This is a genomic window from Streptomyces sp. NPDC101110 (assembly GCF_044759525.1).
Classification (GTDB): Bacteria; Actinomycetota; Actinomycetes; order Streptomycetales; family Streptomycetaceae; genus Streptomyces.
Genome location: NZ_JBIVZM010000002.1, coordinates 549,507 through 573,950, shown reverse-complemented (window position 1 = coordinate 573,950; position 24,444 = coordinate 549,507). Strand labels below are relative to the sequence as shown.

Annotated in this window: 22 protein-coding genes and 2 pseudogenes; 16 read left to right on the top strand and 8 right to left on the bottom strand. The window is 72.0% G+C overall.

Features of this window, described 5'->3' with window-relative positions:
• Nucleotides 1-37 precede the first annotated feature (37 nt).
• Complete coding sequence (locus tag ACIQU3_RS05935; RefSeq protein ID WP_403743222.1) at nucleotides 38-1,678, top strand: ABC-F family ATP-binding cassette domain-containing protein; 1,641 nt, start codon at nucleotides 38-40, stop codon at nucleotides 1,676-1,678.
• Here the strand turns inward: ACIQU3_RS05935 and ACIQU3_RS05930 are convergent.
• From ACIQU3_RS05930 to ACIQU3_RS05915, 4 genes are all read right to left on the bottom strand, one after another.
• Nucleotides 1,675-2,223, bottom strand: a complete 549-nt coding sequence (locus ACIQU3_RS05930; RefSeq protein WP_403743224.1) for a putative glycolipid-binding domain-containing protein — start codon at nucleotides 2,221-2,223, stop codon at nucleotides 1,675-1,677. The genes ACIQU3_RS05935 and ACIQU3_RS05930 overlap by 4 nt on opposite strands.
• 138 nt (nucleotides 2,224-2,361) lie before the next feature.
• Entirely contained in the window at nucleotides 2,362-4,764 is a 2,403-nt protein-coding gene (locus ACIQU3_RS05925) for a Tex family protein (RefSeq protein WP_403743229.1), read from the bottom strand.
• 99 nt (nucleotides 4,765-4,863) lie between these two features.
• Nucleotides 4,864-4,989: an LPFR motif small protein gene (locus ACIQU3_RS05920; protein WP_267889763.1), complete on the bottom strand. Its 126-nt coding sequence runs from the start codon at nucleotides 4,987-4,989 to the stop codon at nucleotides 4,864-4,866.
• 73 nt (nucleotides 4,990-5,062) lie between these two features.
• Nucleotides 5,063-5,932 (bottom strand): hypothetical protein, encoded by an 870-nt coding sequence (locus ACIQU3_RS05915; protein ID WP_403743232.1) that lies wholly within the window; start codon nucleotides 5,930-5,932, stop codon nucleotides 5,063-5,065.
• A 114-nt stretch (nucleotides 5,933-6,046) separates the two neighbouring features.
• On the opposite strand from ACIQU3_RS05915, the gene ACIQU3_RS05910 reads away from it, so the two are divergent.
• Complete coding sequence (locus ACIQU3_RS05910; protein ID WP_403743235.1) at nucleotides 6,047-7,006, top strand: GlxA family transcriptional regulator; 960 nt, start codon at nucleotides 6,047-6,049, stop codon at nucleotides 7,004-7,006.
• Between the two features lie 31 nt (nucleotides 7,007-7,037).
• On the top strand, nucleotides 7,038-7,673 hold the full coding sequence (locus ACIQU3_RS05905; protein WP_403743238.1) for a DJ-1/PfpI family protein: 636 nt from the start codon (nucleotides 7,038-7,040) through the stop codon (nucleotides 7,671-7,673).
• Here the strand turns inward: ACIQU3_RS05905 and ACIQU3_RS05900 are convergent.
• A complete protein-coding gene (locus ACIQU3_RS05900) occupies nucleotides 7,660-8,415 on the bottom strand; it encodes an enoyl-CoA hydratase/isomerase family protein (RefSeq protein ID WP_403743240.1) in 756 nt (251 codons plus the stop codon). The genes ACIQU3_RS05905 and ACIQU3_RS05900 overlap by 14 nt on opposite strands.
• 217 nt (nucleotides 8,416-8,632) lie before the next feature.
• Here ACIQU3_RS05900 and ACIQU3_RS05895 point away from each other — a divergent pair, with 217 nt between their 5' ends.
• Nucleotides 8,633-9,139 (top strand): ATP-binding protein, encoded by a 507-nt coding sequence (locus ACIQU3_RS05895; protein WP_403743308.1) that lies wholly within the window; start codon nucleotides 8,633-8,635, stop codon nucleotides 9,137-9,139.
• A 21-nt stretch (nucleotides 9,140-9,160) separates the two neighbouring features.
• On the opposite strand, the gene idi is transcribed toward ACIQU3_RS05895, so the two are convergent.
• From idi to galE, 3 genes are all read right to left on the bottom strand, one after another.
• Nucleotides 9,161-9,754 (bottom strand): isopentenyl-diphosphate Delta-isomerase, encoded by a 594-nt coding sequence (gene idi / locus ACIQU3_RS05890; protein WP_403743243.1) that lies wholly within the window; start codon nucleotides 9,752-9,754, stop codon nucleotides 9,161-9,163.
• A gap of 326 nt (nucleotides 9,755-10,080) precedes the next feature.
• Nucleotides 10,081-11,016: a cation diffusion facilitator family transporter gene (locus tag ACIQU3_RS05885; protein ID WP_403743247.1), complete on the bottom strand. Its 936-nt coding sequence runs from the start codon at nucleotides 11,014-11,016 to the stop codon at nucleotides 10,081-10,083.
• A 129-nt stretch (nucleotides 11,017-11,145) separates the two neighbouring features.
• Nucleotides 11,146-12,135 carry a UDP-glucose 4-epimerase GalE gene (gene galE / locus ACIQU3_RS05880; protein ID WP_403923484.1) on the bottom strand — a complete coding sequence of 330 codons (990 nt, stop codon included), beginning with the start codon at nucleotides 12,133-12,135 and terminating at the stop codon, nucleotides 11,146-11,148.
• A gap of 278 nt (nucleotides 12,136-12,413) precedes the next feature.
• Here galE and ACIQU3_RS05875 point away from each other — a divergent pair, with 278 nt between their 5' ends.
• From ACIQU3_RS05875 to ACIQU3_RS05820, 12 genes and pseudogenes are all read left to right on the top strand, one after another.
• Complete coding sequence (locus ACIQU3_RS05875) at nucleotides 12,414-14,228, top strand: DUF5941 domain-containing protein (protein WP_403923482.1); 1,815 nt, start codon at nucleotides 12,414-12,416, stop codon at nucleotides 14,226-14,228.
• Nucleotides 14,225-14,977, top strand: coding sequence for a sugar phosphate nucleotidyltransferase (locus ACIQU3_RS05870; protein WP_403743256.1), 753 nt, complete (start codon nucleotides 14,225-14,227; stop codon nucleotides 14,975-14,977). The genes ACIQU3_RS05875 and ACIQU3_RS05870 overlap by 4 nt, the downstream gene beginning before the upstream one ends.
• Nucleotides 14,965-16,026 carry an iron-containing alcohol dehydrogenase family protein gene (locus tag ACIQU3_RS05865; RefSeq protein WP_403743259.1) on the top strand — a complete coding sequence of 354 codons (1,062 nt, stop codon included), beginning with the start codon at nucleotides 14,965-14,967 and terminating at the stop codon, nucleotides 16,024-16,026. Before ACIQU3_RS05870 ends, ACIQU3_RS05865 begins: the two co-directional genes overlap by 13 nt.
• Nucleotides 16,004-16,783: a CDP-alcohol phosphatidyltransferase family protein gene (locus tag ACIQU3_RS05860; protein ID WP_403743262.1), complete on the top strand. Its 780-nt coding sequence runs from the start codon at nucleotides 16,004-16,006 to the stop codon at nucleotides 16,781-16,783. The genes ACIQU3_RS05865 and ACIQU3_RS05860 overlap by 23 nt, the downstream gene beginning before the upstream one ends.
• A gap of 5 nt (nucleotides 16,784-16,788) precedes the next feature.
• Nucleotides 16,789-17,661 (top strand): glycosyltransferase family 2 protein, encoded by an 873-nt coding sequence (locus ACIQU3_RS05855; protein ID WP_403923480.1) that lies wholly within the window; start codon nucleotides 16,789-16,791, stop codon nucleotides 17,659-17,661.
• Nucleotides 17,662-17,766: 105 nt separating this feature from the next.
• The gene (locus ACIQU3_RS05850) at nucleotides 17,767-18,696 is read left to right on the top strand and encodes an ABC transporter permease (protein ID WP_366712951.1); all 930 of its coding nucleotides are present in this window, start codon (nucleotides 17,767-17,769) and stop codon (nucleotides 18,694-18,696) included.
• Nucleotides 18,689-19,468, top strand: coding sequence for an ABC transporter ATP-binding protein (locus ACIQU3_RS05845; protein WP_403743265.1), 780 nt, complete (start codon nucleotides 18,689-18,691; stop codon nucleotides 19,466-19,468). The genes ACIQU3_RS05850 and ACIQU3_RS05845 overlap by 8 nt, the downstream gene beginning before the upstream one ends.
• 360 nt (nucleotides 19,469-19,828) lie before the next feature.
• A complete protein-coding gene (hpnC, locus tag ACIQU3_RS05840; protein WP_403923478.1) occupies nucleotides 19,829-20,731 on the top strand; it encodes a squalene synthase HpnC in 903 nt (300 codons plus the stop codon).
• Nucleotides 20,728-21,678 (top strand): presqualene diphosphate synthase HpnD, encoded by a 951-nt coding sequence (gene hpnD / locus ACIQU3_RS05835; RefSeq protein WP_403743271.1) that lies wholly within the window; start codon nucleotides 20,728-20,730, stop codon nucleotides 21,676-21,678. Before hpnC ends, hpnD begins: the two co-directional genes overlap by 4 nt.
• A pseudogene (locus tag ACIQU3_RS05830) lies at nucleotides 21,675-21,749 on the top strand (DUF6380 family protein); the annotation flags it as partial. The gene hpnD and the pseudogene ACIQU3_RS05830, both read left to right, overlap by 4 nt.
• Nucleotides 21,728-23,218 (top strand): annotated as a pseudogene (hpnE, locus tag ACIQU3_RS05825) (hydroxysqualene dehydroxylase HpnE); the annotation flags it as partial. The pseudogenes ACIQU3_RS05830 and hpnE, both read left to right, overlap by 22 nt.
• A gap of 65 nt (nucleotides 23,219-23,283) precedes the next feature.
• Nucleotides 23,284-24,351 (top strand): polyprenyl synthetase family protein, encoded by a 1,068-nt coding sequence (locus ACIQU3_RS05820; RefSeq protein ID WP_403923476.1) that lies wholly within the window; start codon nucleotides 23,284-23,286, stop codon nucleotides 24,349-24,351.
• Nucleotides 24,352-24,444: the final 93 nt, after the last annotated feature.

Sequence of the window (24,444 nt, the reverse complement as noted above, 5' to 3'; positions counted from 1 at the left end):
CGAGCGCCGCCCGCCGCGGGCTAGGATCGGCGCCCTGATGACTGCCACCCTCGTCGCCAAGAACCTCGCCGCCGGCCACGGTGACCGCTCCCTGTTCACCGGGCTCGACCTGGTCGTCGCCCCCGGCGATGTGATCGGCCTGGTCGGGGCCAACGGAGCGGGCAAGTCCACCCTGTTGCGGATGCTCGCCGGGCTCACCACCCCCGAGCAGGGCGAGCTGCGCCTGTCCCCGCCGACCGCCACCGTGGGCCACCTCCCTCAGGAACCGGACCGCAGGCCCGGCGAAACCGTCCGGGCGTTCCTGGCACGCCGCACCGGCGTCGACGAGGCCCAGCGGGCCATGGACGAGGCCACCCAGGCCCTGGTCGACGGGGCGCCCGGCGCCGACGACGCCTACGCCGCCGGCCTGGAGCGCTGGCTCGGCCTGGGCGGCGCCGACCTCGACGAACGCGCCGAGGAGGTCGCCGACGGCCTCGGTCTGGCGGTCGGCCTGGACCAGCCGATGACGTCCCTGTCCGGCGGTCAGGCGGCCCGCGCCGGACTCGCCTCCCTGCTTCTGTCCCGCTACGACGTCTTCCTCCTGGACGAGCCGACCAACGACCTCGACCTGGACGGCCTGGAGCGCCTGGAACGCTTCGTGCGCGGTCTGCGCGCCGGAACGGTGGTCGTCAGCCACGACCGCGAGTTCCTCACCCGCACCGTCACCAAGGTGCTCGAACTCGACCTCGCCCAACGGGAGATCAACCTCTTCGGCGGCGGCTACGAGGCCTATCTGGAGGAGCGGGAGGTCGCCCGGCGCCACGCCCGCGACGAGTACGAGGAGTACGCCGACAAGAAGGCCGCCCTCCAGGACCGCGCACAGATGCAGCGCTCCTGGATGGACAAGGGCGTGAGGAACGCACGCCGAAAGGCGGGCAACGACAACGACAAGATCGGCCGCAAGTTCCGCAGCGAGGCCAGCGAGAAGCAGGCCGCGAAGGCCCGCCAGACCCAGCGCATGATCGAGCGCCTGGACGTCGTGGAGGAGCCCCGCAAGGAGTGGGAACTGCGGATGGAGATCGCGTCCGCCCCGCGCTCCGGAGCGGTCGTCGCGACCCTGCGGGACGCCGAGGTGCGCCGCGGCGACTTCGTCCTCGGCCCGGTGTCCCTGCAGATCGACTGGGCGGACCGGGTAGCGGTGACGGGAGCGAACGGCGCCGGCAAGTCCACGCTGCTCGCCGCCCTCCTCGGCCGTGCCCCGCTGGACGCCGGGCACGCGGCGCTCGGCTCGGGCGTCCTGCTCGGCGAGGTCGACCAGGCCCGCAAGCTGTTCCACGGCGAGGAGTCCCTGCTCGACGCCTTCCGCACGGCCGTCCCGGACACCGAACCGGTCGAGATCCGCACCCTCCTGGCCAAGTTCGGCCTCAGGACGGACCACGTCCTGCGCCCCGCGGCGAGCCTCTCCCCGGGGGAGCGCACCCGGGCCGCGCTGGCACTGCTCCAGGGCCGGGGCGTCAACCTCCTGGTCCTCGACGAGCCGACCAACCACCTGGACCTGCCGGCCATCGAGCAGCTGGAATCCGCGCTCGACGCCTACGAGGGCACGCTCCTGCTGGTCACCCATGACCGGCGCATGCTGGACGCCGTGCACGTGAACCGCCGCCTGGAGGTGGCGGACGGCAAGGTGACCGAGCGCTAGCGGGCCGTCAGACGCGTGGCCAGCTGCGGGTACTCGACGACGAACCCCTCCTCGTCGAAATCCAGATCGCTGCGGAAGTCGCCGGAGGAGAAGCGGACCCGCCCTGCCCCGAGGTGGGTGTAGGTCTGCCGCGACGGCCGCACGGCCAGGTCCGGCACCGACACCCAGGCCATCAGGAACTCCCGCTCTCCGGGCGCCCGGTGGAGCCCGTGCCGGAGCACCGGCATGGTGTTGGTGAGCGGGCACAGCCCGAGGTCGCAGTCGAGTGCTCCGTCAACCGCGGGCAGCGGCTCGCCGTCCGCGGTCCACCGGCCGTGACCGTCGTGCCGCAGGTCGAGCGTGCGCAGGCCGCCCGCGGTCTCGGCCGTCACCCGCAGGCTACGGGTCACGAACCCGTCGGCCGTGTCGAGTCGGTACGTGACCCAGTACGGCTCGGGTTCGACACCGACGGCCCGCCCGCGGGCACGCAACACGCCTTCCCCTTGCTCGGGCCAGGCGGTCTCGAACCCCCTGCTCGCGAACACTTCCCAGGTGATGGCAGACATGCCCTCACCTTAGGTCTGAAAGGGAGCGAGGCTCCCCTTTCAGGGGCGCGGGGCTGCGTTCCCTGTGCGGCTGCCGCCGCGTGGGCGCGACCAGCCACAACGGACCCGCAGCTCCCCACGATCTCCCCGGCGGAACCGTCAGCGCTTGCCCCCCTTGGGATCCACCAGCCCTGCCCGACGCAACGCGTCAGCCATCGCGCTGTTGGCCGGCGGCGCAGCCTGCCGCTGCTGACCACCGCGACCGCCCTGGCCTCCACGGCCACCGCCCTGCCGCTGCTGCGGCGGACGTCCGCCGCGCTGCCGGCGCTCACCCGCGCCGCCGCCCTGCCCCTGCGGGGCCGCCGCCTCGTCCTCCAGACGCAGCGTCAGCGAGATCCGCTTGCGCGGGATGTCGACGTCGAGGACCTTCACCTTGACGATGTCGCCGGGCTTCACCACGTCCCGCGGGTCCTTCACGAACGTCTTCGACATGGCGGAGACATGCACCAGGCCGTCCTGGTGGACGCCGACGTCGACGAACGCCCCGAACGCGGCGACGTTCGTCACGACGCCCTCCAGGATCATCCCGGAGGACAGGTCGGAGATCTTCTCCACGCCCTCCTTGAAGACGGCCGTCTGGAAGGCCGGGCGCGGGTCCCGGCCCGGCTTCTCCAGCTCCTTGAGGATGTCGGTCACCGTCGGCAGACCGAACGACTCGTCCACGAAGTCCTGCGGCTTCAGCGAGCGCAGCACCGCCGTGTTGCCGATCAGCGCGCCGACCTCCTGCCCGGCGGTCTTCACCATGCGCCGGACCACCGGATAGGCCTCCGGGTGCACGCTCGACGCGTCCAGCGGGTCGTCACCGCCGCGGATCCGCAGGAAGCCCGCGCACTGCTCGTACGCCTTCGGGCCGAGCCGCGCCACCTTCTTCAGCTCACCGCGGGCCTTGAACGGCCCGTTCTGGTCCCGGTGCGCCACGATGTTCTCGGCGAGCCCGGAGGTGATGCCGGAGACCCGGGCGAGGAGCGGGGCCGACGCCGTGTTGACGTCCACGCCCACGCCGTTCACACAGTCCTCCACCACCGCGTCCAGCGAACGCGACAGCTTCACCTCGGACAGGTCGTGCTGGTACTGGCCGACGCCGATCGACTTCGGATCGATCTTCACCAGCTCGGCCAGCGGGTCCTGGAGCCGCCGGGCGATCGACACGGCGCCGCGCAGCGACACGTCCATGTCGGGCAGTTCCTGCGAGGCGAACGCGGACGCCGAGTACACGGACGCGCCGGCCTCGGACACCATGACCTTGGTGAGGTTCAGCTCGGGGTGCTTGGTGATCAATTCGCCGGCGAGCTTGTCGGTCTCGCGGGAGGCGGTGCCGTTGCCGATGGCGATCAGGTCGACCGCGTGCTCCTTCGCCAGCCGGGCCAGCTTGGCGATGGCCTCGTCCCACCGGTTGGCCGGGACGTGGGGGTGGATGACGTCCGTGGCGACGACCTTGCCGGTCGCGTCGACCACGGCGACCTTCACGCCGGTACGGAATCCGGGGTCGAGGCCGAGCGTGGCGCGGGTGCCCGCCGGGGCGGCGAGCAGCAGGTCGCGCAGGTTCGCCGCGAAGACCCGCACGGCCTCGTCCTCGGCGGCGGTGCGCAGCCGCAGCCGCAGGTCGATGCCGAGGTGGACGAGGATGCGGGTGCGCCACGCCCAGCGGACGGTGTCCTTCAGCCACTTGTCGCCGGGGCGGCCCCGGTCGGCGATCCCGAACCTGTGGGCGACGATGCCCTCGTACGAGGAGGGGCCGTCGGTCTGCTCCTCGGGCTCCAGGACGAGGTCGAGGATCTCTTCCTTCTCCCCGCGCAGCATCGCGAGGACACGGTGCGAGGGCAGCTCCGTGAACGGCTCGGCGAAGTCGAAGTAGTCGGCGAACTTCGCCCCCGCCTCCTCCTTGCCCTCCCGCACCTTGGCGACCAGCCGCCCGCGCACCCACATGCGCTCGCGCAACTCGCCGATGAGGTCGGCGTCCTCCGAGAACCGCTCCGTGAGGACGGCCCGGGCGCCGTCGAGGGCCGCCTGCGGATCGGCCACGCCCTTGTCGGCGTCGACGAACGCGGCGGCCGCGGCGAGGGGGTCGACGGACGGATCGCCCAGCAGTCCCTCCGCCAGCGGCTCCAGTCCCGCCTCACGGGCGATCTGCGCCTTGGTGCGCCGCTTGGGCTTGTACGGGAGGTAGATGTCCTCCAGGCGCGCCTTCGTCTCGGCGCCCCGGATGCTCGCCTCCAGCTCCTCGGTGAGCTTGCCCTGCTCGCGCACCGAGTCCAGGATCGCCGTCCGCCGGTCCTCCAGCTCCCGGAGATAGCGCAGCCGCTCCTCGACGCTGCGCAGTTGCGCATCGTCGAGCATCTCGGTCGCTTCCTTGCGGTAGCGGGCGATGAAGGGCACCGTGGAACCGCCGTCGAGCAGTTCCACGGCGGCCCTGACCTGCCGCTCCCGTACGCCGAGCTCCTCGGCGATCCTGCCTTCGATGGACACTGCGTTGATGGACCCGTTGGACCCGGGTGTCGTCACGATCCCGTACCGCCTTCTCCACTGAGGTTGCGCGGCAATTGTGGCAGGTGACGACGACACCCGGGGATCAGGGCGGTACCCGGCAGGTCGCGGTCCGGATCAGGCCCTGCGGGTGGAGGACGAGGCTCCACCGAACAGGCGGGCCAGGGCCCGGAAGGGCAGCGTCACGACGGTGGCGATGGCACCGCCGATCTGGCGCAGCACGTCTGCGATGGCACGGAACACGGAATTCCCCTTTCTCCACTGCCGGCCGCGCGGCCGGTGGAATGCGGGTACCTCACAGACGCGTCACTATGCGTCACCCCTTGCCGATGAGATCCGCGGGGAAGGCCCCCGCCCCGAGCGCCGCCTGCGCGAACACCCCGCCCAGCTCGGTCAGCCGGGCCACTCCCGCCGGGCCCAGATGCTCGTACGGGGCGCGGTCCAGGCGGTCCGTCTCGTCCTCGATCTCCCGGCGCAGGGACGCGCCCTGCTCGGTGAGGTCGCCGGAAGCATCCAGCAGCCCGCGTCCCCGCAGCCGTTCGCTCGCCGCGTTCCACTCGTCCCGGCTCCAGCCCCGGGTGGCGCACACCCACTTCGGGGCCGTGCCCCTGCCCGTCGCGGTGTGGGTCACCATCGCCTCCAGCCCGTCGAGGCCCGCGGACATCAGGGCTGCCAGGTGCCCGTCGCCCCGGTGCTCGCGCAGCAGGGTCGCCGCGTGCCAGTAGGCGAGGTGCGGCTCCTCGGGGACGGGCAGATCGGCGTGCGCCGAGTACAGCGGCCGGGCCGCGCGCGAGCAGGCCTCGGCCGCGCACAGGGCGAGCCGTGCCGCCTCGGCCATCTCCGCCGACACCAGGGCCTCTGCGCCGAGCAGGCGCCGCAGGGTCGCGTCGACGGCGCGTACGCGTGCCGCCAGGACCTGCGCGGGTGCAGCGGTCTCCCACACGGCCGGCACGTACCGGGCGACGAGCTCGTACTTGTAGTTGTAGAAGGCGGCCGCCACGGCCCCGGCCCCGACCGGTCCGAAGGCGGCGGCCCGTACGGCGAAGTTCACGGCACGCGGGTCGGTGAGCCCGACGGCGCCCAGCTCCCGCCCGAGGTCGGGGGAGAAGTAGTGCGTCGCGTGCAGGGGGTTGAGCACGGCGTGGCAGCGCCGGCCGGCGCGCGGCTCCAGAGCGGTGGTCGTCATGCCCGGCAGGTTACCAACCGCTTGGTATGTAGCTCGCGGCCGTGGGTCCGGTGGCAGGAAAGGTGGGGTACTCGTCCTTGCGGCCATGCTCGGGCGCCGCGAAGAATCGACGGCATGGCCCCCCGCACGGTTCTCGCTGTCCTCTTCGACGGTCTGCAGAGTCTCGACGTCACCGGGCCCGTGGAGGTCTTCGCGGGCGCGGAGCTGCTCGCCCCGGGTGCGTACCGGATCCGCACCGCCTCCCTCGACGGTGCGCCCGTGCGGACCACCAGCGGCCTGACCCTCGTGCCCGACGGCTCGCTGGCGACCGCACCGGACCCGGACATCCTCCTCGTCCCGGGCGGCACGGGCAGTCTGCGGCCCGACCCGCGCCTGGTGGCCTGGGTGCGCGAGCGGGGCCCACGGGCCGGCCGTCTGGTCTCCGTGTGCACCGGCGCGGCCGTGCTGGCCGCGGCGGGCCTGCTGGACGGCCGCCGCGCCACGACCCACTGGGCGTACTGCGACCGGCTCGCCCGCGAGCACCCGTCCGTCACGATCGACCCCGACCCCGTCTACGTACGCGACGGACACATCGCCACCTCCGCCGGAGTCACCGCCGGGATCGACCTCGCCCTCGCCCTGGTCGAGGAGGACCTGGGCCGGGACGCCGCTCTCACCATCGCCCGCCACCTGGTGGTGTTCCTGCGCAGGCCCGGCAGCCAGGCCCAGTTCAGTGCCCAGCTCGCGGCCCAGACCGCACAGCGCGAGCCACTGCGGGACGTCCAGCGCTGGATCACCGACCACCCCGGCGCCGATCTCTGCGTCGAGACCCTGGCCGCCCGCGCCCGCCTCTCCCCCCGCCACTTCGCCCGCGCCTTCCGCGCCGAGACCGGTATGACACCGGGCCGCTACGTCGACCGCGTCCGCCTCGAACACGCCCGGCGCCTCCTGGAGGACACCGCAGACGGCGTCGAGGAGATCGCCCGCGCCAGTGGCTACGGCACGCCCGAGGCCATGCGCCGCGCCTTCGTCAGGACGCTGGGCACGCCACCGGCCGAGTACCGCCGCCGCTTCCGCCCCGCGACCACGCCCTGAACCCACTCGTTCCGCCTGCTGAAGGGACCCCATGCAGATCGCCGTCGTCCTCTACGACCGCTTCACCGCCCTCGACGCCGTCGGCCCCTACGAGACCCTCGGCCGGCTCCCGGACGCGGAGACCGTCTTCGTCGCCGAGCAAGCCGGCCCCGTGCGCAACGACGCGGGGAACCTCGCGCTGATCGCCGACCGGGCCCTCGCCGACGTACCCCACCCCGACATCATCGTGGTCCCCGGCGGCCCGGGCCCGCTCCCCCTCGCGGCGGACGGCCCCCTGCTCACCTGGCTGCGCACCGCCGACGCCACCAGTACCTGGACGACGTCCGTGTGCACCGGCTCCCTGCTGCTCGCCGCGGCCGGTCTGCTCCGGGGCCGCCGCGCGACATCCCACTGGCTGGCCCTGGAGGAACTGAAGCGCCACGGCGCCGACCCGACGGGGGAGCGGGTCGTCACCGACGGCAAGTACGTCACGGCGGCCGGTGTCTCCTCCGGCATCGACATGGGGCTGACCCTGCTCGGCCGGATCGCGGGCGACGACCACGCGCGGCTCGTCCAGCTCGGCACCGAGTACGACCCGCAGCCGCCCTACGACGCCGGATCACCCGAGAAGGCTCCCGCGCACCTCGTCGAACTGTTCCGCGAGCACTCCGGGATCATCCTGACGTAGGCACGCTCCAGTTGAACCGCGGCTGCCGGCGCTCCAGGAACGCGGCGACACCCTCCGCGGTGTCGCCGCTCGAGCGGGCCTGCCCGGCCCAGTGCGCGTCCCGGTCCGTGCGCCCGTCCGCGAACTCCTTGGCCGCTGCCTGCGTCAGCTGCGCACGGGACACCAGGATCCGGGCGAACTCGTCGACCCGCTTGCCGAGTTCGCCCCCGGGCAGCACCTCGTCCACCAGCCCGGTGCGCAGCGCCCGCGGCGCGTCGATCAACTCGCCGGAGAACAGCAGGTACTTGGCGGTGGCCGGCCCCACCAGGGACACCAGCCGCCGGGTCGAGGACGCCGGGTACACGATGCCGAGCTTCGCGGGCGTCACACCGAACAGCGCTCCCTCCTCGGCGAACCGCAGATCACAGGCCGCGGCCAGTTGCGACCCGCCGCCCACGCAGTGGCCCCGGATCGCGGCCAGCGTCGGCTTCGGGAACGCGGCCAGCGCCTCCTCGGCCCGCACGGCCAGCCCCTGCGCCTCCTCCGGCGAGCCCCGCAGCGTCGAGATGTCGGCCCCGGCGCAGAACGTCCCGCCCTCCCCGGTCAGCACCAGCGCCCGCACGGCCGCATCGCCCGAGAGCTCCTCCAGCAGCGGTGGGAGGGAGCGCCACATGGCGGCCGTCATGGCGTTGCGCTTCTCGGGATGACGTATGACGACCGTCGCGACCGGCCCGGTCACACGGCACTGCAGCTGCGGTTCCATGTGCCGGATGCTATCCGGACGCCAAACCCGTACAACCCGAATAGTTCGCCAAGACGGCACAACAGGGACAGGACCAGTCCCACAACTGACCGTGTCATACGCCAACGGTCGGAAGCGTTCGATACATGCTCACTTGTGTTCAGTCACGGGTGCGAGGCGCATCGTTCCCAACACTCGATGTGTGGCGACAATCGAGCGCGAGGGTGGCGACCGGACTATGGACGACCAGGGGCGTGGGTTCGGTCCGCGCCCGGAGGGCGGTGTGGCGCCCCTCGGCCCGGCGCCCGCGGATCCGCTGCCGTACGAAGGGGTCTGGAGGTTCACCGCACCGGCGGTCGAAGCCTCTGTCCCGCAGGCACGGCACGCCGTACGGGACCTGCTGCGGCGTCAGGGAGTACCGGTCTCGGACGACCTGGCCCAAGGGCTGCTGCTGATCGTCTCGGAGCTGGTGACGAACGCGGTGAAGCACGCGGCGGTGCTGTCGCCGACGATCGCCGTCGAACTGGCCGTCGGCGCCGACTGGCTCCGGGTGTCCGTGGAGGACAACCACCCCTACCGGCCCACCGCTCTGGAGACCGACCACGGCCGGACCGGGGGGCGGGGACTGCTCCTGGTGCGCGAGGTCACCCGGGAGGCGGGCGGCGTGTGCGAGGTCGATCACACGACGAGCGGCGGCAAGGTGATCTGGGCCGCCCTGCCGCTCAAACCCGCGCGCTTCGCGTAGGGCCCGTCGCCGGGCCCCCGGTCACCAGCCGGCCGAGGGGCCCGTCAGCTCCCTGATCGCCGGCCGGGCCGCGTCCAGCACGGTCATGAACCAGGACGAGAACGTGTCCTTGGCGTGCCGCTCCGCCAGCTCCGGAGGGGTCACGAACGCCGTCGACGCCACCTCCTGCGGGTCCGGCCGCACCACGGCCTGCACCATGCCGACGAAGAGGTGGTTGTACTCCTGCTCCACCAGACCGGACTCCGGGTCCGGGTGGTTGTAGCGGACCGTGCCCGCCTCGGCCAGCAGGGACGGGGAGGCGCCGAGCTCCTCGAACGTGCGCCGCGCCGCCGCCGCGAAGGGCGCCTCGCCGGGGTAGGGGTGGCCGCAGCACGTGTTGGACCACACACCGGGGGAGTGGTACTTGCCCAGCGCGCGCTGCTGGAGGAGCAGCCGGCCGTACTCGTCGAAGAGGAACACGGAGAACGCGCGGTGCAGCTGTCCGGGCGGCTGGTGGGCGGCGAGCTTCTCCGCGGTGCCGATCGTCACGCCGTCCTCGTCGACCAGTTCCAGCAAAATCGCGTCTGCGGTGCCGTTCGACGGGTTGTGCGTCGCGGTGGCAGGTGTGATCGGCATACCCATCCTTCACATCGGTCTTCGCGCCCCAAGTCTGCCGTACGAATCCGGCACTCCCGGCACTTCGCGGCCCGCCCGCATGTCCCGCGCGGCGACGCGGACCGTGGCCGGCACCGGTCGGACACCGGAAAGGGACCCGGTAGGGGATCGTGCCCGGCCAGGCAGGCGGAAAATCGTCCCCACCGGCCCTGTGGGGCTCAGGACGCGGGCGCGCGGCGCAGGGTTGCGTTCCCCGGCGCACGGGCGGCGGAGTGCGCCCCACCTGTCCCACGCATCTCCGGTCACCGCGTCAGTGACAGAGCCGCGCCCGGTGACAGAGTCGCGCGTCAGTGACAGAGCCGCGCCTCGTGCTCCGCGTGCCCGCTCGGTTCCAGCTGGAAGGTGCAGTGCTCCACATCGAAGTGATCACCCAGGCAGCCCTGGAGCTCGTGCAGCATCTTCTCGTGCCCTATCGCGTTCAAGGTCTCCGGGCTGACGACGACGTGCGCCGACAGCACCGGCATCCCGGAGGTGATCGTCCAGGCGTGCAGGTCGTGGACGTCCTCCACACCGTCCGTGGCGAGGATGTGCGACCGCACCTCCGCCATGTCGACGTTCTTGGGAGCTGCCTCCAGCAGCACGGACAGCGTCTCGCTCAGCAACTTCCACGTGCGCGGCGCGATCATCAGCGCGATGACGAGCGAGGCGATCGGGTCGGCGGCCTGCCAGCCCGTGAGCATGATCACCACGGACGAGACGATCACCGTCACCGAGCCCAGGGCGTCGGCCGCCACCTCCAGAAACGCGCCGCGCACGTTCAGGCTCTCCTTCTGGCCCCGCATCAGCAGCGACAGCGACACCAGGTTCGCCACCAGGCCGATCGCGCCGAACAGCAGCGCCAGCCGGCCCTCGGTCTCCGCAGGCGTGATGAAGCGCTGGACCGACTCGTACACGACGTAGCCACCGGCCCCGAGCAGCAGCAGGCAGTTGGCCAGGGCGGCGAGGATCTCGGCCCGGGCGTAGCCGAAGGTCGCCCGCTCGCTGGGCGGCCGGTTCGCGAAGTGGATCGCGAGCAGCGCCATGCCGAGACCCAGGGCGTCCGTCGCCATGTGCGCGGAGTCCGCGACGAGTGCCAGGGAGTCGGCCAGGGCACCGCCGACGATCTGCACGACCACGATCCCGAGCGTGATGGCCAGCGCGACGCGCAGCCTGCCGCGGTACGCCGAGGTCGCCGTACCGCCGGCCGCGCCGTGCGCGTGCCCGTGATCGTGCCCAGCCCCCATGAGAAGTCAGCCTCCCTGTGTCCGCCTGATCGTGCTCGGGCACCCCAGTGAACTACGGGGAGGGGGTATCTGCAACGCGGCACTGAACACCGTTGTCATGTGCTCTGACCTGCGGAAACGAAGCGCAGGTCAGGACGCGTCCGCAGGGCGGGAGCCGTGGTGCAGCAGCCAGCCCCGCCAGGCCGACTCGGTCATCTCGCGCACCCCGCGCCGGGCGGTCCAGCCGAGCTCTGCGGCCGCCCGGGCGGCCGAGGCCACCGCTCGCGGCGCGTCACCGGGGCGGCGCTCCTCGACGAGCGGGGGCCGGCGGTCGCCGGTGACCTCGCCGATGACCGTGACCAGTTCACGGACCGAGACGCCCTCGCCCCGGCCGATGTTGACCGTCAGATCACCCTTGCCACCGCCTCCGGCCAGTCGCCGGGCCGCCGCCAGATGGGCCTCGGCCAGGTCGGCCACGTGAATGTAGTCACGGACGCAGGTGCCGTCCGGGGTCGGGTAGTCGTCGCCGAAGATCCGGGGCGCCTCGTCGCGGGTCAGCCGGTCGAAGACCATCGGGACGATGTTGAAGACGCCCGTGTCCGCCAGCTCCGGCACGGCGGCGCCCGCCACGTTGAAATAGCGCAGACATACGGTGGAGATCCCGTGCGCCTCTCCCGCCGCCCGTACCAGCCACTCCCCGGCCAGCTTGGTCTCGCCGTACGGGTTCACCGGCGCGCAGGGCGTGTCCTCCGTGATGAGGTCCACACCCGGGTCGCCGTACACGGCGGCCGACGAGGAGAACACGAAGCGCTCGATCCCGGCTCCGGCGACCGCGTCCAGCAGGGTCGCCAGACCGCCGACGTTCTCCCGGTAGTACCGCGTGGGCTGCGCGACGGACTCGGCGACCTGCTTGCGCGCCGCGAGGTGCACCACCCCCGTCACACCGTGCTCGGCGAAGACCCGCCGCAGCAGGTCCCCGTCCAGCGAGGACCCGCGCACGAGCGGAACCTCGGCGGGGAGCCGCGCGGGCACCCCGGCCGACAGGTCGTCCAGGGCGAGGACGCTTTCCCCGGCCTCGGTCATGGCCTTGGCCACATGTGCTCCGATATAGCCGGCACCGCCGGTGATCAGCCACGTCATGGTCGCCCACCCTATGCGGCCGCGGACACCGCCCACGCAATGTCCTCGTTGTCCGCTTAAGGGCGCGCGGTTTGTGGGGCGGGCCCCGGATCCACGATGATGATCGCGGCAAGGGCTCGTGCGAACCACGTCGATCCAGCCGCCGAACGGGCGGTGAACGTGGCCCTCCCGGCATCCGATAGCCTCTGCCGACATGCCGCCCGGGAGCCACCGGAGAAGGCGCCCCCATCATGTACGTCACCAGCGCGGAAGCGCCGGTACCCAGGGAGTGAATTCGGTTGTCGACCGCCATCCTCACCGGCAAGCCGGTCCCCGGATCGTCGATCGAGGCCGACCTGCGGTCCCTCGGGTTCGACCTCCGGACTGCGACCGATGCCGCCGAGGCCGAGACCCTCCTGGCCGAGGTGCCGGGCGACGAGCGGGTCGCCCTGGTCGACGCCCGTTTCGTGGGGCACGTGCATGCGCTGCGCCTCGGCCTCACCGACCCCCGGTTCCCGCTCGCCGCGATCCCCGGTGCCGTCACCGCCCTGCCCGCCGGGCGCCAGGCGCTGACCCGGGCGATGGCGCGTGAGAACTCCGCGGGCGGCGGCACCACCCTGGTCGACAGCCTCGCCGACCGCATCCTCACCGCCCTGGACGCCGACGGCACCGCCGTGCACCGCCCCGAGCTGGGCAGTCTCGTCGCCGCCGTTCCCGCCGACCCCCAGGCGCGCAACGAGGCACGGCAGGCGGTCACGGACGTCGACGACGAGGCCGTACGCCTGAAGTCCGCCGTGAAGGCCCGCGACGGCTTCTTCACCACCTACTGCATCAGCCCGTACTCCCGCTACATCGCCCGCTGGTGCGCCCGCCGCGGACTGACCCCGAACCAGGTCACCACCGCCTCGCTGATCACCGCGCTCATAGCGGCGGCCTGCGCGGCCACCGGCACCCGCGGCGGTTTCGTCGCGGCCGGCGTCCTGCTGATCGCGTCCTTCGTACTGGACTGCACCGACGGCCAGCTCGCGCGCTACTCCCTGCAGTACTCCACGCTCGGCGCCTGGCTGGACGCCACCTTCGACCGGGCCAAGGAGTACGCCTACTACGCGGGCCTCGCGCTCGGTGCGGCCCGCGGCGGTGACGACATCTGGGCCCTCGCCCTCGGTGCCATGGTCCTGCAGACCTGCCGGCACGTCGTGGACTTCTCCTTCAACGAGGCCAACCACGACGCCACCGCCAACACCAGCCCCACCGCCGCCCTCTCCGACAAGCTCGACAGCGTCGGCTGGACGGTCTGGGTCCGGCGGATGATCGTCCTGCCCATCGGCGAGCGCTGGGCCATGATCGCCGTCCTGACGGCGGCCACCACGCCCCGCATCACCTTCTACGCGCTGCTCGTCGGCTGCGCCTTCGCCGCCACCTACACCACGGCCGGGCGGGTGCTGCGCTCCCTGACCCGCAAGGCCAGGCGGACCGACCGGGCGGCCGCCGCCCTGGCCGACCTCGCCGACAGCGGCCCCCTCGCCCAGGGCTTCGCCGAGGCGCTGAGGAAGCCCGCCCGCAGGCTGCCGGGCTTCGCCGCCCCCGTCGTCGCCCTGCTCGGCGGTCTCACCGTCGTCCTCACCGCGGCGCTGACGGACTTCGGCGGCCCCTGGCCCCTCGTCGCGGCCCTCGCCTACGCCCTGACCTCCGGCCTCGCCGTCGCCCGTCCCCTCAAGGGCGCCCTCGACTGGCTCGTCCCCCCGTTCCTGCGCGCCGCCGAGTACGGCACCGTCCTGGTCCTGGCGGCCAAGGCGGACGTGGACGGAGCCCTTCCGGCGGCCTTCGGGCTGGTGGCCGCGGTCGCCTACCATCACTACGACACCGTCTACCGCATCCGCGGCGACGCCGGAGCGCCCCCGGCCTGGCTGGTGCGCTCCATCGGAGGGCAGGAAGGGCGGACGCTGCTCGTCACCGTCCTCGCCGCGCTGCTCACCGCCTCGCAGTTCAAGGTCGCGCTCACGGCACTGGCCGTGGCCGTGGGCCTCGTGGTGCTCGTCGAGAGCATCCGCTTCTGGGTGGCCGCCCACCAGGGCGGCGCATCCGCCGTACACGATGAAGGAGAAACCGCATGATCGGCCTCGTGCTCGCGGCCGGCGCCGGCCGGCGTCTGCGTCCCTACACCGACACCCTTCCCAAGGCACTGGTGCCGGTCGGCCCCGCGGGCATAGACGGCGAACCCACGGTCCTCGACCTGACCCTCGGCAACTTCGCCGAGATCGGTCTCACCGAGGTCGCGATCATCGTCGGCTACCGCAAGGAGGCCGTGTACGCGCGCAAGGAGGCCCTGGAGCAGAAGTACGGCCTCAAGCTCACGCTCATCGACAACGACAAGGCCGAGGAGTGGAACAACGCCTACTCCCTGTGGTGCGGGCGTGACGCGCTCAAGGACGGTGTGATCCTCGCCAACGGCGACACGGTCCACCCGGTCTCCGTCGAGAAGACGCTGCTCGCCGCCCGCGGCGACGGCAAGAAGATCATCCTCGCGCTCGACACGGTCAAGGACCTGGCCGACGAGGAGATGAAGGTCGTCGTCGACCCCGCCAAGGGCATGACGAAGATCACCAAGCTGATGGACCCCGCCGAGGCGACCGGCGAGTACATCGGCGTCACCCTGATCGAGGGCGACGCCGCCCCCGAGCTGGCCGACGCCCTCAAGGCCGTGTGGGAGACCGACCCGCAGCAGTTCTACGAGCACGGCTACCAGGAGCTGGTCGACCGCGGCTTCCGCATCGACGTGGCGCCGATCGGCGACGTCAAGTGGGTGGAGATCGACAACCACGACGACCTCGCCCGGGGGCGGGAGATCGCATGCCAGTACTGACACGGCTCATCCCCTCGCCGCTCGTCGTGGACATCCGCGCGGGTGCCCTCGACGACCTGGCGTGCGTCCTCGCCGACGAGCGCATCTCGCACTCCGGCCGCCTCGCCGTCGCCGTCAGCGGCGGCTCCGGCGCCAGGCTGCGCGAGCGCATCTCGCCGAGCATGCCCGGCGCCACCTGGTACGAGGTCGGCGGCGGCACCCTCGACGACGCGGTCCGGCTGGCGAGCGACATAAAGGCCGGCCACTTCGACGCCGTCGTCGGCCTCGGCGGCGGCAAGATCATCGACTGCGCGAAGTTCGCCGCGGCACGCGTCGGCCTGCCCTTGGTCGCCGTGCCCACGAACCTCGCGCACGACGGCCTGTGCTCGCCGGTCGCCACCCTCGACAACGACGCGGGCCGCGGCTCCTACGGCGTGCCGAACCCGATCGCCGTCGTCATCGACCTGGACGTCATCCGTGACGCCCCGGTCCGCTACGTCCGCGCCGGAATCGGTGACGCGATCTCCAACATCAACGCGGTCGCGGACTGGGAGCTGTCCAACCGCGTCAAGGGCGAGAAGATCGACGGACTCGCCGCCGCCATGGCTCGCCAGGCGGGCGAGGCGGTGCTCCGGCACCCGGGCGGGATCGGCGACAACGACTTCCTCCAGGTACTCGCCGAGGCGCTCGTCCTCACCGGCATCGCGATGTCGATCTCGGGCGACTCACGGCCGGCCTCGGGGTCGTGCCACGAGATCAATCACGCCTTCGACCTGCTGTTCCCCAAGCGTGCCGCTTCCCACGGCGAGCAGTGCGGTCTCGGCGCGGCCTTCGCGATGTGGCTGCGCGGGGCGCACGAGGAGTCGGCGTACATGGCGGAGGTCCTGCGCCGGCACGGCCTGCCCGTGCTGCCGGACGAGATCGGCTTCACGACGGACGAGTTCGTCAAGGCCGTCGAGTTCGCCCCGGAGACCCGGCCGGGCCGCTACACCATCCTCGAACACCTCGACCTGAACACCGAACAGATCAAGGACACCTACACCGACTATGTCAAGGCCATCGGTAGCTGAACTACGCCCCGTCGTTCACCCCGCCGGGGTGAAGGACCGGCGCAGCGGTGAGCACTGGATGGGACGCCTCTACATGCGTGAGGTGTCCCTGCGGGTCGACCGCTACCTGGTGAACACCAGGGTCACGCCCAACCAGCTCACGTACCTGATGACCGTCTTCGGTGTGCTCGCGGCCCCGGCACTGCTGGTGCCGGGGATCCCGGGCGCCGTCCTCGGCGTGGTGTGCGTCCAGATGTACCTGCTGCTGGACTGCGTCGACGGCGAGATCGCGCGCTGGAGGAAGCAGTACTCGCTGAGCGGTGTCTACTTGGACCGCGTCGGCGCCTACCTCACCGACGCCGCCGTGCTCACCGGCTTCGGCCTGCGCGCCGCCGACCTGTGGGGCAGCGGCCGCATCGACTGGCTGTGGGCCTTCCTCGGCACGCTGGCCGCCCTCGGCGCCATCCTGATCAAGGCGGAGACCGACCTCGTCGGCGTCGCCCGGCACCAGGCCGGAAAGCCGCCGGTCCAGGAGACAGCCGCCGAGATGCGCTCCTCCGGCATGGCGCTGGCCCGCAAGGCCGCCGCCGCCCTGAAGTTCCACCGCCTCATCCTCGGCATCGAGGCGTCCCTGCTGATCCTGGTCCTGGCGATAGCCGACCAGGCCCGCGGCGACCTGTTCTTCTCCAGGCTCGGCGTGGCGGTGCTGGCCGGCATCGCGCTCGTGCAGACCCTGCTGCACCTGGTGTCCATCCTCGCCTCCAGCAGGCTGAAGTGAGCGGCATGAAGGTCGGCGCCGTCATCATCACCATGGGCAACCGGCCCGAGGAGCTGCGCGCCCTGCTCGACTCCGTCGCCAAGCAGGACGGCGACCCGGTCGAGGTGGTCGTCGTCGGCAACGGCTCGCCCGTCCCGGACGTCCCCGAGGGCGTCCGCACCATCGAACTGCCCGAGAACCTCGGCATCCCCGGCGGCCGCAACGTCGGCATCGAGGCCTTCGGCCCCTCCGGCCGGGACGTCGACATCCTGCTGTTCCTCGACGACGACGGCCTGCTCGCGGGCCACGACACCGCCGAGCTGTGCCGGAAGGCGTTCGAGGCGGACCCGAAGCTCGGCATCGTGAGTTTCCGCATAGCCGACCCGGAGACCGGCGTCACCCAGCGCCGCCACGTCCCCCGGCTGCGCGCCGCCGACCCGATGCGCTCCTCGCGCGTCACCACCTTCCTCGGCGGTGCCAACGCCGTCCGCACCCGTGTCTTCGCCGACGTCGGCGGACTCCCGGACGAGTTCTTCTACGCCCACGAGGAAACCGACCTGGCATGGCGGGCCCTCGACGCGGGCTGGATGATCGACTACCGGTCCGACATGGTGCTCCACCACCCGACGACCGCTCCCTCGCGGCACGCCGTCTACCACCGCATGGTCGCCCGCAACCGCGTCTGGCTGGCCCGCCGCAACCTCCCCGCGCCGCTCGTCCCGGTCTACCTCGGCGTGTGGCTGCTGCTCACTCTGGTGCGCCGTCCCTCCCGCAGTGCGCTGCGGGCCTGGTTCGGCGGATTCCGCGAGGGCTGGACCACTTCGTGCGGGCCCCGCAGGCCCATGAAGTGGCGTACGGTGTGGCGGCTGACCCGGCTGGGCCGGCCCCCCGTCATCTGACAAGCTCGTATCCGGGAGCGCCCGGGAACCCCCGGGCCGTACCCCGGCCCCGGCTCCTGCCGGACCGGCACAGGCCGAGCATCTCGAAGACGAAAGTTTCCACTAGTGAGTGAGACAACGCACGACGCCACGGTCGCGGTGACCCCGCCCGCGGCGCCCGACGAGGGCCTCACGGCGAGGGAACTCGCCGCCAAGCACGGGCTGACCGTGAGCGGCGCCCGTCCGTCCCTCATCGAGTACGTCCGTCAGCTCTGGGACCGGCGGCACTTCATCCTCGCCTTCTCCCGGGCGAAGCTGACCGCCCAGTACAGCCAGGCCAAGCTGGGCCAGCTGTGGCAGGTGGCCACGCCGCTGCTGAACGCGGCCGTGTACTTCTTCATCTTCGGTCTGCTCCTGGAGGCCGACCGGGGGCTGCCCCGCGAGGTGTACATCCCGTTCCTCGTCACGGGTGTGTTCGTGTTCACCTTCACGCAGAGCTCGGTCATGGCGGGGGTGCGCGCGATCTCCGGCAACCTCGGCCTGGTCCGCGCCCTGCACTTCCCGCGTGCCTCCCTGCCGATCTCCTTCGCGCTCCAGCAGCTTCAGCAGCTGCTGTTCTCGATGATCGTGCTGTTCGCCGTCACGATCGGCTTCGGCCACTACCCGGACCTGTCCTGGCTGCTGATCGTGCCGGTGCTGGTGCTGCAGTTCTGCTTCAACACCGGCCTCGCGCTGATCATGGCCCGGGCGGGCGCCAAGACCCCCGACCTCGCGCAGCTGATGCCGTTCGTGATGCGGACCTGGATGTACGCGTCGGGAGTGATGTTCTCCATCCCGATCTTCCTGGCGGACAAGCCGGCCTGGATCGCGAACCTCCTGCAGTGGAACCCGGCCGCGATCTACATGGACCTGATGCGCTTCGCGCTGATCGACGACTACGGCGCGAAGTTCCTGCCCGACCACGTCTGGGCGGCCGCGGGCGCCTGGGCCGTGCTCTTCGCCGTGGGCGGCTTCGTGTACTTCTGGAAGGCGGAGGAGAGGTACGGCCGTGGCTGAGCAGAAGCAGGACGCACGCGTCCCCACCGTCGTCGCGGACGACCTGCACATCGTCTACCGCGTCAACGGCGCCAAGACCGGCAAGGGCAGCGCCACCGCCGCCCTCAGCCGCATCCTCAAGCGCGGCGAGGAGCGGGGTGTGCGCAAGGTGCACGCCGTGCGGGGCGTCTCCTTCGTGGCGTACCGCGGCGAGGCCATCGGCCTGATCGGCTCCAACGGTTCCGGCAAGTCGACCCTGCTGCGGGCCATCGCCGGACTGCTCCCCGCCGAGCAGGGCAAGGTCTACACCGACGGCCAGCCCTCGCTGCTCGGCGTCAACGCGGCCCTGATGAACGACCTCACCGGCGAACGCAACGTCATATTGGGCGGGCTCGCCATGGGCATGTCCCGGGAGCAGATCAAGGAGCGCTACCAGGACATCGTCGACTTCTCCGGCATCAACGAGAAGGGCGACTTCATCACGCTGCCCATGCGCACCTACTCCTCCGGCATGGCGGCCCGGCTCCGCTTCTCCATCGCGGCGGCCAAGGACCACGACGTCCTGATGATCGACGAGGCCCTGGCGACCGGCGACCGCAAGTTCCAGAAGCGCTCCGAGGAACGCATCCGGGAGCTGCGCAAGGAGGCCGGCACGGTGTTTCTGGTCAGCCACAACAACAAGTCCATCCGCGACACCTGCAACCGCGTCCTGTGGCTGGAACGCGGCGAGCTGCGCATGGACGGCCCCACCGACGAGGTGCTCAAGGAGTACGAGAAGTTCACGGGCAAGTAGTCGGCATCAGGCCAGGGCCCCGACGGAACTGCTCCGGCGGGGCCCGGCGTCTGCAAAGGAAACGTCAACTCCGGCCCATCTCAGGAATCTTGGGGCCAATCGGTGTGTTCTCGTGATGCGCGGGACACCCTGACGAACCGTTTCGCGTTGTACAACGTAAGCTGTACCGGTCCCGAAACACGGCAATCAGGGCGATAATGCGCGACACCGCCCGTCGGACCGTCGTGCGGACGGCCGGGCGGCGTGTCCGAAATAGTGCGTATTGGGTCGGCAGTGTAGAACGGGAGATGTGACGGCGATGGCTACGGAAACTCCCCAGCTCCACGCAGCACGTGCCGTCCCCGCCCCGGGCAGTCGGCGGTGACGGGAACCGGCACGGCGCGCCCCCTCGATCCGGAGCGCGGCACGCTCGACAAGGCCGCCGGTGAGAACTTCCCGGTGGCCCCCTTCTTCCTGCCCCGGGCCTGGCGCACCGACCTCATGGCCGTCTACGGCTTCGCCCGCCTGGTCGACGACATCGGCGACGGCGACCTCGCCCCCGGCGGCGCCGACGCCCGGCTGCTCGGTGTCTCCCCGCAGGAGGCCGAGGACCGGCTGGTGCTGCTCGACGCCTTCGAGGCGGACCTGCGGCGGGTCTTCGACTCGACCCCGCTCCACCCCCTGCTGTGCCGCCTCCAGCCGACCGTGCGCCGGTGCGCGCTCAGCCCCGAGCCGTTCCTCGGCCTGATCGCCGCCAACCGCCAGGACCAGCTGATCGGCCGCTACGAGACCTACGACGACCTGCTCGCCTACTGCGAGCTGTCCGCCAACCCCGTCGGCCGTCTCGTCCTCGCGGTGACCGGCGCCTCGACGCCCGAGCGGATCCGCCGATCCGACATGATCTGCACGGCCCTCCAGATCGTCGAGCACCTCCAGGACGTCGCCGAGGACCTCGCCCGCGACCGCATCTACCTGCCCGCCACGGACATGAAGCGTTTCCACGTGCGGGAAGCGGATCTCGCCACGCGATCCGCCGGAGCGTCGGTCCGTGCGCTGGTCGCGTACGAAGCGCAAAGGGCCCGGGAACTGCTGAATGAAGGCGCCCCCCTGGTGGGTAGCGTCCACGGCAGGCTGAAGCTGCTGCTCGCAGGGTTCGTGGCGGGGGGAAGGGCGGCGGTCCACGCGATCGCCGCCGCCGGATACGACGTACTTCCCGGCCCGCCCAAGCCCGGCAAGGTCCGGCTGCTGCGTGAGGTGGGCGTGACTCTGCGAGGAGAGGGGTGATCCGGGCCGTGGAGTCGGAACCACACGCATCCCCGCCGGTACTCGCCGCCTACAGCTACTGCGAGGCCGTCACCGGACGCCAGGCGCGGAACTTCGCCTACGGCATCCGGCTGCTGCCGACGCCGCAGCGCCGGGCGATGTCGGCGCTGTACGCGTTCTCGCGGCGGGTCGACGACATCGGTGACGGCGCACTCGCCGACGACGTCAAGGTGGCCCGGCTGGAGGAGACCCGTGCGCTGCTCACCCGGATCCGCGAGGGCCGGGTCGACGAGGACGACACCGACCCCGTCGCCGTCGCCCTCGCGCACGCCGCCGGGGCCTTCCCGATCCCGCTCGGCGGCCTGGACGAGCTCATCGACGGTGTCCTCATGGACGTACGTGGCGAGACGTACGAGACCTGGGACGACCTGAAGGTCTACTGCCGCTGCGTCGCGGGCGCGATCGGGCGGCTCTCGCTCGGCGTCTTCGGCACCGAACCGGGGGCGCGCGGGGTGGACCGCGCGCCGGAGTACGCCGACACGCTCGGGCTCGCGCTCCAGCTCACCAACATCCTCAGAGACGTCCGCGAGGACGCCGTCGGCGGGCGGACCTACCTGCCCGCCGACGATCTCGCCAAGTTCGGCTGCTCGGCCGGCTTCAGCGGCCCACGGCCACCGGAGGGCTCCGACTTCGCGGGTCTCGTGCACTTCGAAGTGCGACGGGCCCGCGCCCTGTTCGCCGAGGGCTACCGCCTGCTGCCCATGCTCGACCGGCGCAGCGGCGCCTGCGTCGCCGCCATGGCGGGCATCTACCGCCGCCTGCTCGACCGCATCGAGCGCGACCCGGAAGCCGTGCTGCGCGGCCGCGTCTCGCTGCCCGGTCGCGAGAAGGCCTACGTCGCGGTGCGCGGTCTGTCGGGTCTCGACGCCCGGCACGTGACCCGGCGAACCGTCAGGAGGCGAGCGTGAGGACCACAGGTGCCGCCATCGGCGGAAAGCGGCGGGCAACCCTCCGGCACGGGGCGGCGTCCCTGACGGAGACGGCCGGTCGTGCACCGTTCGAGCAGCACGCCCGGGCCGCGGGGGAGGGCGCGCGATGACCCAGGGCACACGGTCGGCACGACCGGCCGCACCGGCGCGGCACACCGTCGTGGTGGGCGGCGGGCTCGCCGGTGTCACCACCGCGCTCGCGCTCGCCGACGCCGGTGTGCGCGTCACCCTGCTGGAGGGCAGGCCGCGACTCGGCGGGCTCGCCTTCTCCTTCCGGCGGGGCGACCTCACCGTCGACAACGGCCAGCACGTCTACCTGCGTTGCTGCACCGCCTACCGCTGGTTCCTCGACCGCATCGAGGGCGCGGAACTCGCCCCGCTGCAGGACCGGCTCGACGTGCCCGTCCTGGACCTCGCCCGGCCCGAGGGGCGACGGCTCGGCCGGCTGCGGCGGGACGCCCTGCCCGTGCCGCTGCACCTGGGGCGCAGCCTCGCCGCCTATCCGCACCTGTCGCTCGCCGACCGCGCCAGGGTGGGCCGGGCCGCCCTCGCGCTCAAGGGGCTCGATCTGACCGACCCGGCACTGGACACCCGTGACTTCGGCAGCTGGCTCGCCGCGCACGGCCAGTCGGCACGTGCCGTGGAGGCCCTGTGGGACCTGGTCGGGGTCGCCACCCTCAACGCGGTCGCCTCCGACGCCTCCCTGGCCCTCGCCGCGATGGTGTTCAAGACCGGTCTGCTCTCCGACCCGGGCGCGGCCGACATCGGCTGGGCGCGCGTCCCCCTGGGCGACCTGCACGACCGGCTGGCCCGCAAGGCGCTCGACTCCGCCGGGGTGCGCACCGAGCTCCGTGCCCGCGTCACCTCCGTCTCGCCGACCGGGGACGGGACGTGGACCGTCGAGGTACCCGGCGAGACGCTGGAGGCCGACGCCGTGGTCCTCGCCGTACCGCAGCGCGAGGCGCACGACCTGCTGCCCGCGGGCGCCCTCGACGCACCCGAACAGCTGCTGCGGATCGGCACCGCGCCCATCCTCAACGTCCATGTCGTGTACGACCGCAAGGTCCTCGGCCGGCCGTTCTTCACCGCCCTCGGCAGCCCCGTGCAGTGGGTCTTCGACCGCACCGAGGCGTCCGGGCTGCGCGAGGGGCAGTACCTCGCCGTGTCCCAGTCCGTCGCCCAGGACGAGATCGACGAACCCGTGGCTTTGCTGCGCGAGCGGTACCTGCCCGAGCTGGAGCGGCTGCTGCCCCTGGCCCGCGGCGCCGCCGTGCGGGACTTCTTCGTCACCCGGGAGCGCACCGCGACGTTCGCTCCCACCCCCGGCGTCGGGAGCCTCAGGCCCGGCGCCCGCACCAAGGCATCCGGCCTCTACCTGGCCGGAGCGTGGACCGCCACCGGGTGGCCCGCGACCATGGAGAGTGCGGTCCGCAGTGGTGTGAGCGCGGCGGACGCCGTGCTGGGCGCCCTGGGCCGGCCCCGTCCGCACGCCCTCTTCGAGTTCGAGGAGGCGGCATGATGCCGGCCCAGGCCGGTGCGGCAGGCGGCCCCCGCACCCCCGGTACCGCAACAAGAGGAGAGACTGTGCCCACTGTGCCCCCGGCCTCGAGGACTGCCGAGGCGGTGGACGTGACCGCGCTGCTGGAGCGCGGCCGGACCCTGGCCACTCCGGTACTGCGGGCGGCCGTCGACCGCCTGGCACCTCCCATGGACACTGTTGCCGCCTACCACTTCGGCTGGATCGACGCCCAGGGCAGGCCCGCGGAGGGGGACGGCGGCAAGGCCGTGCGCCCCGCCCTCGCGGTGCTGTCCGCCGAGGTCATGTCGGCCGCCCCCGAGACCGGTGTCCCCGGCGCCGTCGCCGTGGAACTCGTCCACAACTTCTCCCTCCTCCACGACGACCTCATGGACGGTGACGAGCAGCGCCGCCACCGCGACACGGTGTGGAAGGTGCACGGTCCCGCCCAGGCCATCCTGGTCGGCGACGCCCTGTTCGCCCTGGCCAACGAGATGCTCCTGGAACTCGGCACCGTCGAGGCCGGCCGCGCCACCCGCCGCCTGACCACCGCCAGCCGCGCCCTGATCGACGGTCAGGCCCAGGACATCTCCTACGAGCACCGCGACCGCGTCAGCGTCGAGGAGTGCCTGGAGATGGAGGGCAACAAGACCGGCGCCCTGCTCGCCTGCGCCAGCTCCATCGGCGCCGTCCTCGGCGGTGCCGACGACCACACCGCCGACACCCTCGAGAAGTACGGCTACCACCTGGGCCTCGCCTTCCAGGCCGTCGACGACCTGCTCGGCATCTGGGGCGACCCGGTCTCCACCGGCAAGCAGACCTGGAGCGACCTGCGCCAGCGCAAGAAGTCCCTGCCGGTCGTCGCGGCGCTCGCCGCGGGCGGCGCCGCCTCGGAGCGGCTCGGCGAGATTCTCGCCGCCGACGCCAAGGCCAGCGACTTCGAGAACTTCTCCGAGGAGGAGTTCGCGGCCCGCGCCGCGCTCATCGAGGAGGCCGGCGGCCGGGAATGGACCGCCGACGAGGCCCGCCGTCAGCACACCATCGCCATCGAGGCCCTCGACGCCGTCGACATGCCCGACCGGGTGCGGGAACAGTTCACGGCGCTCGCGGACTTCGTCGTCGTACGGAAGAGATGATCACTATCGGCCGAATAGCCCTCGCGTAGTCGCCGGCCGGTGCCGTGAGCCATCACGCAGCACCGGCCGACGGCGGACCCACAGCAGATGCAC

Coding starts and splice junctions, on each gene's coding strand:
- ACIQU3_RS05935 (WP_403743222.1), top strand. CDS start 38: ATGACTGCCACCCTCGTCGCCAAGAACCTCGCCGCCGGCCACGGTGAC.
- ACIQU3_RS05930 (WP_403743224.1), bottom strand. CDS start 2,223: ATGTCTGCCATCACCTGGGAAGTGTTCGCGAGCAGGGGGTTCGAGACC.
- ACIQU3_RS05915 (WP_403743232.1), bottom strand. CDS start 5,932: ATGACGACCACCGCTCTGGAGCCGCGCGCCGGCCGGCGCTGCCACGCC.
- ACIQU3_RS05910 (WP_403743235.1), top strand. CDS start 6,047: ATGGCCCCCCGCACGGTTCTCGCTGTCCTCTTCGACGGTCTGCAGAGT.
- ACIQU3_RS05905 (WP_403743238.1), top strand. CDS start 7,038: ATGCAGATCGCCGTCGTCCTCTACGACCGCTTCACCGCCCTCGACGCC.
- ACIQU3_RS05900 (WP_403743240.1), bottom strand. CDS start 8,415: ATGGAACCGCAGCTGCAGTGCCGTGTGACCGGGCCGGTCGCGACGGTC.
- ACIQU3_RS05895 (WP_403743308.1), top strand. CDS start 8,633: ATGGACGACCAGGGGCGTGGGTTCGGTCCGCGCCCGGAGGGCGGTGTG.
- idi (WP_403743243.1), bottom strand. CDS start 9,754: ATGCCGATCACACCTGCCACCGCGACGCACAACCCGTCGAACGGCACC.
- ACIQU3_RS05885 (WP_403743247.1), bottom strand. CDS start 11,016: ATGGGGGCTGGGCACGATCACGGGCACGCGCACGGCGCGGCCGGCGGT.
- galE (WP_403923484.1), bottom strand. CDS start 12,135: ATGACGTGGCTGATCACCGGCGGTGCCGGCTATATCGGAGCACATGTG.
- ACIQU3_RS05870 (WP_403743256.1), top strand. CDS start 14,225: ATGATCGGCCTCGTGCTCGCGGCCGGCGCCGGCCGGCGTCTGCGTCCC.
- ACIQU3_RS05865 (WP_403743259.1), top strand. CDS start 14,965: ATGCCAGTACTGACACGGCTCATCCCCTCGCCGCTCGTCGTGGACATC.
- ACIQU3_RS05860 (WP_403743262.1), top strand. CDS start 16,004: ATGTCAAGGCCATCGGTAGCTGAACTACGCCCCGTCGTTCACCCCGCC.
- ACIQU3_RS05855 (WP_403923480.1), top strand. CDS start 16,789: ATGAAGGTCGGCGCCGTCATCATCACCATGGGCAACCGGCCCGAGGAG.